The 13,188-nt window shown below is 57.4% G+C and carries 11 protein-coding genes; 10 read left to right on the top strand and 1 reads right to left on the bottom strand.

What is annotated here, in order from left to right; all coding sequences use genetic code 11:
• Positions 1-36 precede the first annotated feature (36 nt).
• From J7382_RS02365 to J7382_RS02405, 10 genes are all read left to right on the top strand, one after another.
• Positions 37-228 (top strand): ubiquinol-cytochrome c reductase iron-sulfur subunit N-terminal domain-containing protein, encoded by a 192-nt coding sequence (locus J7382_RS02365; protein WP_058238598.1) that lies wholly within the window; start codon positions 37-39, stop codon positions 226-228.
• Between the two features lie 108 nt (positions 229-336).
• Positions 337-3,231 carry a formate dehydrogenase subunit alpha gene (locus J7382_RS02370; protein WP_058238597.1) on the top strand — a complete coding sequence of 965 codons (2,895 nt, stop codon included), beginning with the start codon at positions 337-339 and terminating at the stop codon, positions 3,229-3,231.
• A 12-nt stretch (positions 3,232-3,243) separates the two neighbouring features.
• Positions 3,244-3,837: a formate dehydrogenase FDH3 subunit beta gene (fdh3B, locus tag J7382_RS02375; protein WP_058238596.1), complete on the top strand. Its 594-nt coding sequence runs from the start codon at positions 3,244-3,246 to the stop codon at positions 3,835-3,837.
• 127 nt (positions 3,838-3,964) lie between these two features.
• Positions 3,965-5,155 (top strand): formate dehydrogenase subunit gamma, encoded by a 1,191-nt coding sequence (locus J7382_RS02380; RefSeq protein ID WP_209066840.1) that lies wholly within the window; start codon positions 3,965-3,967, stop codon positions 5,153-5,155.
• A 2-nt stretch (positions 5,156-5,157) separates the two neighbouring features.
• A complete protein-coding gene (locus tag J7382_RS02385) occupies positions 5,158-6,456 on the top strand; it encodes a c-type cytochrome (RefSeq protein ID WP_209066841.1) in 1,299 nt (432 codons plus the stop codon).
• Between the two features lies 1 nt (position 6,457).
• The gene (locus J7382_RS20070; protein ID WP_262975164.1) at positions 6,458-6,583 is read left to right on the top strand and encodes a hypothetical protein; all 126 of its coding nucleotides are present in this window, start codon (positions 6,458-6,460) and stop codon (positions 6,581-6,583) included.
• Positions 6,584-6,587: 4 nt separating this feature from the next.
• A complete protein-coding gene (locus J7382_RS02390; protein WP_209066842.1) occupies positions 6,588-7,970 on the top strand; it encodes a sigma-54 dependent transcriptional regulator in 1,383 nt (460 codons plus the stop codon).
• Positions 7,963-9,966, top strand: a complete 2,004-nt coding sequence (locus tag J7382_RS02395; RefSeq protein WP_209066845.1) for a cache domain-containing protein — start codon at positions 7,963-7,965, stop codon at positions 9,964-9,966. The genes J7382_RS02390 and J7382_RS02395 overlap by 8 nt, the downstream gene beginning before the upstream one ends.
• 138 nt (positions 9,967-10,104) lie before the next feature.
• A complete protein-coding gene (locus J7382_RS02400; RefSeq protein ID WP_209066847.1) occupies positions 10,105-11,802 on the top strand; it encodes a cyclic peptide export ABC transporter in 1,698 nt (565 codons plus the stop codon).
• A 4-nt stretch (positions 11,803-11,806) separates the two neighbouring features.
• Positions 11,807-12,601 (top strand): hypothetical protein, encoded by a 795-nt coding sequence (locus tag J7382_RS02405; RefSeq protein ID WP_209066849.1) that lies wholly within the window; start codon positions 11,807-11,809, stop codon positions 12,599-12,601.
• Here J7382_RS02405 and J7382_RS02410 read toward each other — a convergent pair.
• Positions 12,565-13,188 (bottom strand): CDP-alcohol phosphatidyltransferase family protein, encoded by a 624-nt coding sequence (locus J7382_RS02410; RefSeq protein ID WP_209066851.1) that lies wholly within the window; start codon positions 13,186-13,188, stop codon positions 12,565-12,567. The two genes, J7382_RS02405 and J7382_RS02410, sit on opposite strands and share 37 nt — an antisense overlap.

The raw sequence follows: 13,188 nt of genomic DNA on the forward strand, positions 1-13,188 counted from the left end.
CGTCGGGCCCCAACCGACACTTTAAAGGAGCAAGCTATGAGCCAGCCAGAAGACAAAGGCGCAAGCCGGCGTGACTTTCTGAAGCTCGCAACAGCGGCAGCCCCGGCAGCCGCCGCGGCGGTGGCCCTTTCGCCAGATGCGGCGGAAGCCCAGCCCGTGGATCTGTCCAGCGACAAGATGCAGGACACCGCGCATACCCGCGCATATCTCGACAGCGCCCGATTCTGATCCCGGACGTTTTCACCCGCCCCCGACCACCGGTTGCGTGACGCCCACCGGTCGGGATTTGAGAAAGACCTAGCCAGCCCTGAAGCGGGGCAGCAAGGGGAGGAAACTATGCTTAGGAAAAAGACCAACGGGGTTGCGCGACGCCCCCAGCGGACAAGTATCCTGTCTGTCGCAGCTGAAAAAGCTGTGGATCGCCGTACATTCTTGCGGGGATCCGGTCTCGCCATTGGCGGATTGGCAGCGATTGGTGCCACTGGTGGCACCGTCACTCAGGCGCATGCGCAAGAGGCAATCAACACGGCTGTGCAAACTGTCAAATCTGTCTGCACCCACTGTTCTGTGGGCTGTACAGTTGTGGCGGAAGTGCAAAGCGGAGTCTGGATCGGCCAGGAGCCGGGCTGGGACAGCCCGTTCAATCTTGGCGCGCATTGTGCAAAAGGCGCGTCGGTGCGTGAACACGCCCATGGCGAACGTCGCCTGAAGTACCCAATGAAAAAAGAGGGTGGTGAGTGGAAGCGCATCAGCTGGGAACAGGCGATCAATGAGATCGGCGACGGCATGATGCAGATCCGCGAAGAAAGCGGCCCTGACAGCGTTTATTGGCTCGGCTCTGCCAAGCACAACAATGAGCAGGCCTATCTGTTCCGCAAGTTTGCCGCCTATTGGGGCACAAACAACGTGGACCACCAGGCGCGGATTTGTCACTCCACCACGGTTGCGGGTGTTGCGAACACATGGGGCTACGGCGCCATGACCAACTCCTACAATGACATTCACAACTCCAAGGCCATCTTCATCATCGGCGGCAACCCAGCCGAAGCCCACCCGGTTTCGCTGCTGCACGTGCTGCGCGCGAAAGAGCGCAACAACGCGCCACTGATCGTATGTGACCCGCGCTTCACACGCACGGCGGCCCATGCGGATGAATATGTGCGCTTCCGTCCCGGCACCGATGTGGCGCTGGTATGGGGTATTCTCTGGCACATCTTCGAAAACGGTTGGGAGGACAAAGAGTTCATCCGCACCCGTGTTTGGGGCATGGATCAGATCAAGGAAGAAGTGAAGCAGTGGAACCCGGAAGAAGTTGAACGCGTCACTGGCGCGCCGGGAGAACAGCTGCGTCGTGTGGCACGCCAACTGGTGAACAATCGTCCCGGCACCGTGATCTGGTGCATGGGCGGGACACAGCACACCAATGGCAACAACAATACGCGTGCGTATTGTATCCTTCAGTTGGCTCTTGGCAACATGGGCACAGAAGGCGGCGGCACCAACATCTTCCGTGGCCACGACAACGTGCAGGGAGCCACAGACCTTGGCGTTCTGTCACACACCTTGCCGGGCTACTATGGCCTGTCCAAAGGCGCATGGGCGCACTGGGGCCGTATCTGGGAAGAAGATGACGCATGGCTGGCTGGCCAATTTGCCAAGACCACAGGTGCGGATGGCAAAGAGAAATCACTTCAGAACCTCACCGGTATTCCGGTGTCGCGCTGGATTGACGGTGTTCTGGAAGATCCGGACAACATGGACAACCCCGACAAGGTGCGGGCCATGGTACTCTGGGGCCACGCGCCAAACTCTCAGACCCGCGGCAAGGAAATGAAGACCGCGATGGAAAAGCTGGACATGCTGGTCGTGGTTGACCCGTTCCCAACTGTTTCCGCTGTGCTTCATGACCGTACCGATGGGGTCTATCTGCTTCCGGCCTGTACTCAGTTTGAGACCCGTGGCTCTGCGACCGCGTCCAACCGGTCTTTGCAGTGGCGTGATCAGATCATCGAGCCCTTGTTTGAAAGCAAGCCTGACCATGAAATCATGGGTCTCTTTGCAAACAAGTTCGGCTGGGCTGATCGCTTCTTCCGCAACATCGAAATGGAAGATGAAAACACCCCAGTTGTTGAGAGCGTTACCCGCGAATTCAACAAAGGCATGTGGACGATTGGCTACACCGGTCAGTCGCCCGAGCGCATCAAGCTGCATATGGCGAACCAGCATACCTTTGATCGCACCACGCTGAAGGCCAACGGTGGTCCCGCTGATGGGGATTACTATGGCATGCCATGGCCCTGTTGGGGCACGGCAGAGATGAACCATCCGGGCACGCCCAACCTCTATGACATGTCCAAACGTGTCTCTGAGGGTGGTCTGACGTTCCGTGCACGTTTTGGTGTGGAGCGGGATGGTGACAATCTGCTGGCCGAAGGTGTGGCAAGTCTCGATTCCGAGATTCAGGATGGCTATCCAGAATTCACCATGCAGATGCTGATGGATCTGGGCTGGGATGGTGATCTGACTGCGGAAGAGCGTGCAGCGATTGATGCGGTTGCCGGACCAAAGACCAACTGGAAAACCGACCTGTCTGGCGGTATTCAGCGCGTGGCGATCAAGCATGAATGTGCGCCATTTGGCAATGCCAAGGCCCGTGCCGTGGTCTGGACCTTCCCGGATCCTGTGCCGGTGCACCGTGAGCCGCTTTACACCAATCGTCGTGATCTGGTTGCGGATTACCCGACCTATGAGGATCGGAAATTCTATCGCCTGCCGACCATGTATGCCTCCATCCAGAAACAGGATTTCAGCAAGGACTATCCGTTGATCCTGACCTCTGGACGTCTGGTGGAATACGAAGGTGGCGGGGAAGAAACCCGCTCCAATCCTTGGCTGGCAGAGTTGCAGCAGGACATGTTCATCGAGATCAATCCGCGCGATGCGAATAATCTTGGTGTGCGTGATCGGGCGCAGGTCTGGGTCGAGGGTGCGGAAGGTGCCAAGGTCAAAGTGATGGCCATGGTGACAAACCGCGTTGGCGAAGGTGTGGTCTTTATGCCGTTCCACTTTGGGGGGCATTTCGAAGGAGAAGACTTGCGGAGCAAATATCCGGAAGGGGCCGATCCTTACGTGTTGGGCGAAAGCACCAACACGGCACAGACCTATGGCTATGACAGCGTGACCCAGATGCAGGAGACCAAAGCGACTCTCTGCAAAATCTGGACAGCATAAGGAGGAAGAGAAATGGCAAGAGCGAAGTTTCTCTGCGACGCGGAACGCTGCATCGAATGTAACGCCTGCGTCACGGCCTGTAAGAACGAGCACGAGGTGCCTTGGGGCATCAACCGGCGTCGTGTTGTGACGATCAACGACGGCAATCCGGGTGAGCGGTCTATCTCCGTGGCCTGTATGCACTGTTCCGATGCGCCTTGTATGGCCGTGTGCCCGGTAGATTGTTTCTACCAGAACGAAGAAGGCGTGGTTCTGCACTCCAAAGATCTCTGCATTGGCTGCGGCTACTGTTTCTATGCGTGTCCTTTCGGTGCGCCGCAGTATCCGCAGGCGGGCAACTTTGGCAGCCGCGGCAAGATGGACAAATGTACCTTCTGTGCCGGTGGCCCCGAAGAAACCCACTCCACCGCGGAGTTTGCCAAATACGGTCGCAACCGTATTGCTGAAGGCAAGCTGCCGCTGTGCGCGGAGATGTGCTCCACCAAGGCGCTTCTGGCGGGTGACGGGGACGTTGTGTCCGCCATCTATCGTGAGCGGGTTGTGGCACGTGGCTTTGGCACAGGTGCCTGGGGCTGGGGGACAGCCTATGAACAGAAGGGCGGCTGAGGCGGCTTTTGATTTCTGCGGCGGCTTTTGCCGCCGCAGGACACTTTACTTTGAAGAATTCAAACATGCTCCGTTGAGGCACGCGGCCTCCGTTGAATGCATGTGACTCAAACAACATGAGGATGTGATGCGCGCGCTTCTCTGGATCGTTCTTTCCCTGTTTCTGACGCTGCCTGCGGTGGCGCAGGATGCGGCTCCTGATCGGAGCACAACAGGTGGAGCCCAAACGCTTGAAGATATCATGGCCCGTCAGCGTGGCGAAAAGCTGGACGACAGCTTTCGCCGCGATGCCACCGGGCAAGGCAATGTAGAGGCTCTGATAGGGCAGTTGGGCACACGGGGCGTGGCCTCGGATGCCGATGTGTTCCGAGCCCTACGGTACGGGAGTGCGGACACCAATACATCTGCGCGCGGGCCGACCACCGGCCTTTTGATTCAGGACAGCGGCATGGCCTGGCTCGCCTTCCGTGAGGGGCCGCTGCTGACCTATGGTTTGTATCTGTTGGGCGGCATGGCGCTGGTGATTGGTGTGTTCTGGGCCATGCGCGGCAAGATCATGATTGAAGGGGCCAAGACCGGACGCAACATCATCCGCTTTCTGGCGATTGAGCGCTTTTCGCATTGGGTGATGGGCGTGTCCTTCATCCTTTTGGGGCTGACCGGGCTTTTCCTGATCGCGGGGCGCAAATTTCTGCTGCCATGGCTTGGGCATGAGGCCTATGCCAGTATCGCGCAGGCGGGAAAATGGGTGCACAACAATGTGGCCTGGGCTTTCATGTTGGCCCTGATCATGGTTTTCGTGATGTGGGTGAAGCACAACATTCCTGATCGCACGGATATCAAATGGATGGCGCAGGCGGGCGGCTTGTTTACCAAGGGCGTGCATCCCCCGGCCAAGAAATTCAACGCGGGTCAGAAGATTGTCTTTTGGGCGGTGATTGTGCTTGGGGTCTCCATTTCCATGTCGGGGCTGGCGCTGCTCTTTCCGTTTGAGCTGCCGATGTTTGCCAAGACGTTCCATGTGCTCAATATGACGGGCCTGCCGCAACTGTTCGCTGGGGGCGCTCTGCCAGAGGTACTGTCGCCTTATGAAGAGATGCAGCTGAGCCAGCTGTGGCATGGGATTGTGGCCTTTGTCTTCATCGCGATCGTGATTGCGCATATCTACCTTGGCAGTGTGGGTATGGAGGGCGCACTTGAGACCATGGCCACCGGTGAAGTGGATGAGCAATGGGCCAAAGAGCACCATTCGCTTTGGTATGAGGAAGAAATGGCCAAATCAGATGCCGCGCCGGATCAGGCGACCCCTGCCGAATAAATATGCGCTATCTCGGGCTGCTGATCGCATTGTGCCTTTGGCCTTTGGAGGCTTTGGCAGAAGATTTCTTTCAGTTGAAAGGACACGGTGGGCCCATCAAAGGCATCGCCGTGTCTCCCGATGGCAGTCGCATATTGACTGCGAGTTTTGACAATGCACTGGGGCTGTGGGCCAACCGACAACCACAGTGGCTGGAGGGGCATGACGCGGCGGTGAATGCGGTGGCCTTTGTTGATGAGGCACGCGCGGTTTCCGCAGGCGATGATTTTGCGGTGCGTCTGTGGGATCTGGCGACTGGTCAGTCCAGCGTGCTTGGCCATCATCTGGGCAAGGTCCTGTCTTTGGCCGTGTCACCGGATCGGCAGCATGTGGTAAGCGCCAGTTGGGATGGGCGCCTTGGCGTATGGTCTTTAACAGGGGCCGCACCGCGTTTCATTCAGGTGGGTGCCAACGTCAACGACGTGGCCTTTGCACAGCAAGGCAGGGTGCTTTTTGTGGCCTCAGCGGATGGGCGCATTCGGGTATTTGATTTTGACAGGGGCACATTGGAGCAGTTGTTTTTGTCCAATGGCTTTGGTGTGAACACGCTGGTTTTGAATGAAGCGGCTGGCTGGCTGGCGTTTGGTGCGGTGGATGGCGTGACCAAGATCGTGTCTTTGGACAGTGCCGAGGTGATCAAGGACATCACTCTTGAACGCCGCCCTGTTCTGGCGATGGACATGAGCCGTGATGGTGGGATGCTCGCTGTTGGCGATGGGGAAGGGTATATCCTCTTGCTGAATACGGTGGATTGGTCGATTGCCAGCGATATCAAAGCAACCCATCGTGGGCCGATCTGGGCGCTAGCCTTTGCGGCGGATGGTCAGAACATCCATGCCGGGGGACTGGATGATGCCATGTTCAGCTGGCCCCTGTCTGATCCGCGCGATGCGCCCCGCATGGTGGCCGAGGATCGGGATTTTCTGAACGGCAATGACAGCGCCTCCAATGGCGAGCGCCAGTTTCAGCGTAAATGCTCCATTTGCCATACACTGACAGGAGACAGCGCGCGTCGAGCGGGGCCGACGTTGAAAGATTTGTTTGGACGTCCGGCAGGAACAGTGCCGGATTACACCTATTCAAAAACGCTTCAGGACGCAGAGATCGTCTGGAATGGACAAACCATTGATGCGCTTTTTGATTTGGGGCCAGACGTGTATATTGCGGGGAGTAAAATGCCAGTACAACGCATTGCCCGCGCCGAAGACCGCGCAGATTTGATCGCTTATCTGCGCCTATACAGCGATATTGAGGACCAATGACATGAAGACGTTTTTTATGGCCTGTGTGGCGGTTGCCGTTATTTCCGTGGTTGCGTACTACGGCCTGCACGAAGCTGGTTTTGCCACCTCTGATCAGGCCAGCGGGAGTTCCGTAAGATTGGACTGATACGATGACTCAGATCGAGCGGCTCCGTCCGCAACCCAAAGCGCCGTCCGAATTTGGCATGGGGCTGTCCACAGCCTCTGTTTTGGTTGTGGATGATGAGCCGGGTATCCGTAATTTCATTGTCAAAATCCTCGATCCTGTCGTGGGGCGTATCGAGCAGGCGGCCAACACCGAAGTTGCCAGCCGCATGCTTGATGCCAATCACTTTGATATTGTGATTTTGGACAATGTTATGCCGGGCACCACGGGCCTTGAATGGCTGAGTGATCAGCGCAAGCTGGGCTTTTTTGCGGATACGATCCTGATCACAGCCTTTGCCGATATGGATACGGCGATTGAGGCGATGCGGGCCGGAGCTGTGGATTTTGTGCTCAAGCCATTTCGCTCCAACCAGATCCTCAATGCGGTTGCGCGCTGTTTGGATCGGGTGAACCTACGGCGTGAAAATTACCTTTTGAAGTATGAGCTTGCGTCTGGAAATGAACAGGTCCGGGCGCGGTTGCTTGGCAGTTCTCCGGAAATTGAGACGATCCGCGTAACGATGGCGCGGGCCGCGCCTTTGCCGACCCCCGTCTTGCTGACAGGGGACACTGGAACCGGCAAAGAAGTGGCGGCGCGGGCCTTGCATATGATGTCTCCCCGTGCAGACAAGCCATTTGTTCCGATCAATTGTGCGACCATCGCGGGAGATATGATCGAACATGAGCTGTTTGGGCATATCCGTCAGGATGCAGGTGGCCGCACGGTGCGCCATGACGGTGTGTTTATGAACGCCAATGGCGGTACGCTCTATCTTGATGAGATTGTTGAATTGCCCCTGCCCGTTCAGGCGGCTTTGCTGCGGGTGATTGAGCACCTGAAGGTGCGGCCTGTTGGCTCCTCACGCGAGGTGCCGCTTGATCTGCGGTTTTTGTTTGCCACCAACACGGATCTGGAAGCCGCCGTCAAAGAGGGGCGTCTGCGTGAAGATTTGTATCATCGGATCAATGTTTTGAATATTCAGATGCCGCCGCTGCGTGCGCGCAATGGCGATCTGAAAGAGCTGGCGTTGATGTTTTTGCAGGAGATTTCCCGGTCGCTGGGCGTGCCGCCTCTCACCCTGTCAGAAGGGGTTTTGTTGAACATGGCGCGCTATGACTGGCCGGGCAATGTGAGAGAGTTGCGCAATCTGATTGAACGGTCTTTGATTGTGGGCGAATGGCCTGCGGAATTTGCGGCCAATGGATCCGATGAGGAAGTGGCGGCTGTGGACAGTCTTGCGGCGGTGGAGCGGCGTCACATTTTGACCGTGCTCAATGCCTGTGATGGCAACCGGGCAGAGGCGGCGCGACGGCTGGGTATTTCACGCAAGACCATCGACCGCAAATGTGCCATGTGGAATGACTGATCCGCTTGACAGGGCACCACGACCAAAGCGTCGGCCGACATCGGTGCGCATGCGATTGTTGGCGATCGCGCTGTTGCCGACGCTTGTCATTATGCCGATTTTCTTCATCATCACAGCAATCAATTGGTCTTCTAGATTTGACAACCTATTGATTGCAAAGGTGAATGGGGAGCTGACCATTGCGGATCAGTATCTTTCCCAATTGCTTGAAAATAGCACGTTGCGCATGCAGGCTATCGCCGATTCCGCAGGCTTCGTGAGCCGGGTGGCGGAGAATGACAGCAAAGGCATTCTGGCCCTGTTGGAATATCAGCGTGCGAAGCTGGAACTGGATTTTCTGTATTACATCACGCCGGAAGGCTCGGTGTTGTCGTCGCCCCAGTTTGTCGATGATCTGGGGCTGACGAAATGGCCTGTTGTTGCCGGGGCCTTGGCGGGGCAAGGGTCTGCCCGGATTGATGTTTTTGAAGCTTCTGATCTTGGGCAGGTCTCTCCGTATTTGGCGAATAAGGCGCGGATTGATCTGGTGCCGACGCAGGCTGCGGTGCCGACAGAGCGGAAGGTAGAGGCCCGTGGCATGATGGTGCATGCGGCCACGCCGATCTCTGGCAATGGGCGCAGCGGGGCGCTTGTGGGGGGCGTTCTGCTCAATCGAAACCTCACTTTTATCGATACAATCAATGACTTGGTTTATCCGACAGCCAGCCTGACCGAAGGCAGTCAGGGGACGGCGACGCTGTTTCTGGATGATGTGCGGGTGTCCACCAATGTGCGCCTTTTTCAGGATGAACGCGCGCTGGGTACGCGTGTGTCCGGTGTTGTGCGGGAAGCGGTTCTGGATCGCGGAGAGGTCTGGCTGGATCGCGCCTTTGTGGTAAATGATTGGTATATCTCAGCTTATGAGCCGATTACGGACAGTTTCGGAAAGCGTGTGGGCATGCTGTACGTCGGCTTTTTGGATCAGCCGTTCCGGGATGCAAAATTCTCTACCATTCTGACTTTTGCCGTGGCTTTTGCGGTTATCGTCTTGATTTCCGTGCCTATTTTCCTGCGCTGGGCACAGCAGATTTTTGCCCCGCTGGAGCGCATGCTGCGGACGATTTCAAAAGTGGAAAAGGGCAACCTTGGGGCGCGCACCGGCGTGGAGAATTCTGGCGGTGAAATTGGCCGTGTGGCGGCACAGATGGACAGCCTGTTGGAGCAAATTCAGGAGCGAGATCGGGAGCTTACGCGGCGCGTGGCGGCGCGGACGCAGGATCTGGAAGAGGTCAACCGGCGGCTGGAGGCGACCACCAAACAGTTGGTGGTGTCCGAGAAGCTGGCCGCGATCGGGGAGATTGCCGCTGGGATTGCACATGAGATCAACAACCCTGTGCAGGTGATACAGGGCAATTTGGATGTGGTACGGGTGCAGCTGGGCGCGGAGGCGGATCAAATCAAGACAGAGCTGCGTCTCATTGATGAGCAGACACATTCCATTTTTCTCATTGTGAACAAACTTTTACAGTTCACGCGCCCGGATGAATATGCCGAGGGCAGTGCGCAGCATCGCCCGGCAGACATCCTCTTGGACACGCTGCCGTTGGTGCAGCACCTACTGAGCAACAGTGAGATCGTGCTGCATCAGGAGTTGAACAGTCTTAACACGGTTGCCATCAATCGTACGGAGCTGCAACAAATCCTGATCAATCTGATGGTTAATGCCATACATGCGATGCCAGAGGGCGGGGATCTGACGCTTGCTGCCGAAGATCAGCAGAGAGAGGGGCGCGAGGGTGTTTTGATCATCGTCAGAGATACGGGTATTGGCATGACGGCGGAACATCTGACCCGGATTTTCGATCCCTTTTTCACGACAAAACAAGGAGAAGGCACCGGGCTGGGCCTTTCCATCACCAGTAAGTTGGTGGCGCGCTATGATGGGGCTATTGAGGCACAGAGCAGGCTGGGGCATGGCACCGAATTTCATGTCTGGTTCCCGGCGGGAGGGTGCTAAGCAATGCGACTCAGGTGCTGAAATTGGGCTCAAACACGGGGTGTCTGTATTACGTCTGTTTCACGTCTGTATTGCGTAGGTGTGATTTTTCGGGCCTAACTCGTTAACAAGACCCAAAAAAGTGCGTTTGAGGGCCCTGTGAGCGTGAATTTTGAAATGACGACGTCGCCAGAGGTGGCCCCCAAAAATACCCTGCGTTTGCGTCTTGAAGTGGTGCGCTTCCTTCTGGGGGCCGGGGGCGGCGTGAAAGATCGCATTGTGTTTTACACCTTGCTGTCTGGGCTCAGCCGCGCAGGTATGATTTTTGCGATCAATGAAACCGCGCGCCGCCATGGCGAAGGCTTCGGCTGGCCGGTGGTGATGCTGCTATTTTGCGTGGTGAGCATGGTTGGCTTTGGCTATCTGCAGAAGGTGCGCGCTTTTACGCTGATCACCCGGATCGAAGCACAGATGCGCAATCGCCTTTCAACACTGTTGCTGCGGGCCAATATTGATTTCCTGATCAGCGGGCGTCACGGAAAAGTCTATGGGGCCATGACCGCTGAGGTCACCCAACTTGCACAGGCGGTGGTGTTTCTGGTGGAGGGCATCGGGGCCTGTGTGGTTTTGCTCTTTGCCATCCCTTATCTGTTTTATGTGAGCTGGATTGCCGGGCTGGCTGCGCTTGGCGCGCTGATCATTGGGGGGATTTCCTTTGCGTTCCTGGATGGGCCAGCGCGGCGGTGGGCCTATCGGGCGGCGGATTCCTTTGCGCTTTATTGTGATCGGGTCACCGATATGCTCGGAGGCTGGAAGGAACTGCGGCTGCGGGCCAGTCGCCGGTCGGCTCTGGAGGCCGAAACGCAGGGTGTGATTGAAACACAGGTATTTCGCAGAATGCGCTCAGAGCGATTGTTCGCGGGCAGTACCGCAGGCGCACAATCGGCGGTGGCGCTGTTGTTGTGCTTTGTGGTGATTGCCCTGCCCTATCTGCAATCGGGCGGGGCCGTGGCGATGTTTCAGGTGCTGACGATCGTGTTTTTGGTCAATGGCCCGACCGAGATGGTTTTCGCGGCCTTGCCGATGCTGAGCAAAGCCGAGAGCAGTTATGTTAAAATCAAACAGGTTGAAGCGGATCTTATGGCGGCACAAAACCTTGCGCTGGCCGCACCACAGCGGACCGTCTCAGCGTTCTCTGAAATTGCCCTACGTCAGGTGACAGCCGATGTGGGAGAGGCGCGTGAGGGCGTGGTGCCCTTTCATCTGGGGCCTGTGGATCTGACGTTTCATCCGGGGGAGACGGTGTTTATCTGTGGGGGCAACGGCTCTGGCAAGACCACGCTTTTGTCCTTGATCACGGGGATGCGGCACCCGGCCAAGGGCGAGATCACTTTGGACGGCGTGGCGTTGACGGATGCGACAACTGCTGGATACCGTGAGTTGTTTTCTGCGGTCTTTGCCCAGTTTCATCTGTTTGATCATGCCTATGGCCTCCCGGAAAGCGAGTTGGAGGCGCTTCAAGCGCGCATTGCGCAGTTGGGGTTGGCCAAACGTGTGCAGCTGTTAGGGGACAAGTTTTCCAACACAAGCTTGTCTGCGGGGCAAAGCCGTCGGCTGGCGCTGGCGGTAGCATTGGCCGAGCAGCGGCCGATCATTGTTTTGGATGAGTTTGCCGCGGATCAGGATCCGGCGAACCGGGCGTTTTTCTATGATGTGTTGATGCCGGAATTATCCGCATCCGGGCGGCTCGTTTTGGCGGTGACCCATGATGATCACCAATTTGGGAAGTGTGACCGCTTGATCAAGATGGACGCAGGGCGCATCGTGTCAGATGAGTATTTGACCAAAGAGATTTGACATCATGACGCAGAGGCAATGGGCTCCCAGCCGAGGCACAGGGTGGGCGATGCTGATTTCGCTGATCGCCACGCTGTTTGTGACGCTGACAGTAAATGTCCAGATTTACACCGCGCGCTGGAAGTTTGCCGCATTTTATCCTGATCTCAGTGCGATGCGCGCGCGCACCATCAGCGAGTCGATTGCGGATCCGCGCATTGGGGAGCCTTTTGCCATTTGGCTGCTGTTGTCGGCGGTGGCACTGTTTGTGGGCGTTGTTCTTGTCAGTGTCCCGGCCTTGCGGGAACTGCAACGGCATGGGCGTGCAAGCCAGCGTGTGGTCGGGCTGACATGGCTGCTTGTGGCCCTGCAGGCGCTGGCGTCGGTTGGCATGGTGGTGTTGAGCCAGTATCGGTTCCCGGAGTTCCGCGATCAGCATATGGCGGGGAGCTATGTGTTTTTCTTTTCTCAGGCCTTTGCCATTGTGACCGGAGAGGTTTTGTCGCGCAGCTATGCCGCCATGGGACCAGAGGGGACCGTGGTAGGGCGGGTGTGGTCACCGCGTTTTGGGCGCTGGCGGCGGGGCTATGTCTGGGTGCCGATTGTGCTTGGTGTGGTGTATCTGTGCCTGTTTCTGGGCAAGGGATATGCGCCGGAGGCCTATCGCTATGAGGTCTATGCGGCCTATGCCAGCACCGAGTTGCTGCTGTTAAGTGGATTTCTGTTTTACGTCACAAGTTATGTGCCGGACATGTGGTGCGCCTGGCGCGGCAGTCGCGGGGCTTATGGGGCTGTGATCTCTTCATCAGCCGCATCCTGAGCGCGCAGCATCTGTGTGGCGCGGCGCGCCCTTTGCAGGGCGGTGGCATGGGTCAGCACAGCAAAGAGCGCCAAGCCCCAAGCGATCAGCCCTGTGCCCAGCAGGCCAGCGGCGAGCATCAGGACACAGAGATAGATGATGCGCTCCATTCGTTCGAAGACATCGGGCCAGTTGGTGTTGGAGATTGGCATCTCAATGGCCGTGCGCGCCTTGGCGTAGGAGGTGATGACAGAGCCTGAGAAACAGGCCAGTGCCAGAGGCCAGACGTCGTGCAGATGGGCGAGCGTGGCGAGCACCACCAGCTCTTGATACCGGTCCACCATGGCATCGAAATAGCCGCCCGCTTTGGTGGACATGTTGCGCCGCCGCGCCACGGCACCGTCCAGCGCGTCAAACACAAAGGCCAGTGCGAGGGTGAGCCCATAGAGCGCGGCGGACTGGTGCCAGAGATAGGCGAGGGACACCAGAATGATCAGCACAAGCCCGATGAAAGTGACCTGATTGGGCGTGAGACGCGCCTTGACCAAAGGGGTGGCCATGGCTTCCCAGAGCGGGTCGATGGTGGATTTCATCAGACCATCAATCAT

Origin of the sequence: Shimia sp. R11_0 (assembly GCF_017744035.1) — a bacterium.
Classification (GTDB): Bacteria; Pseudomonadota; Alphaproteobacteria; order Rhodobacterales; family Rhodobacteraceae; genus Shimia; species Shimia marina.

Coding starts and splice junctions, on each gene's coding strand:
- J7382_RS02365 (WP_058238598.1), top strand. CDS start 37: ATGAGCCAGCCAGAAGACAAAGGCGCAAGCCGGCGTGACTTTCTGAAG.
- J7382_RS02370 (WP_058238597.1), top strand. CDS start 337: ATGCTTAGGAAAAAGACCAACGGGGTTGCGCGACGCCCCCAGCGGACA.
- fdh3B (WP_058238596.1), top strand. CDS start 3,244: ATGGCAAGAGCGAAGTTTCTCTGCGACGCGGAACGCTGCATCGAATGT.
- J7382_RS02380 (WP_209066840.1), top strand. CDS start 3,965: ATGCGCGCGCTTCTCTGGATCGTTCTTTCCCTGTTTCTGACGCTGCCT.
- J7382_RS02385 (WP_209066841.1), top strand. CDS start 5,158: ATGCGCTATCTCGGGCTGCTGATCGCATTGTGCCTTTGGCCTTTGGAG.
- J7382_RS20070 (WP_262975164.1), top strand. CDS start 6,458: ATGAAGACGTTTTTTATGGCCTGTGTGGCGGTTGCCGTTATTTCCGTG.
- J7382_RS02390 (WP_209066842.1), top strand. CDS start 6,588: ATGACTCAGATCGAGCGGCTCCGTCCGCAACCCAAAGCGCCGTCCGAA.
- J7382_RS02395 (WP_209066845.1), top strand. CDS start 7,963: ATGACTGATCCGCTTGACAGGGCACCACGACCAAAGCGTCGGCCGACA.
- J7382_RS02405 (WP_209066849.1), top strand. CDS start 11,807: ATGACGCAGAGGCAATGGGCTCCCAGCCGAGGCACAGGGTGGGCGATG.
- J7382_RS02410 (WP_209066851.1), bottom strand. CDS start 13,188: ATGATTGATGGTCTGATGAAATCCACCATCGACCCGCTCTGGGAAGCC.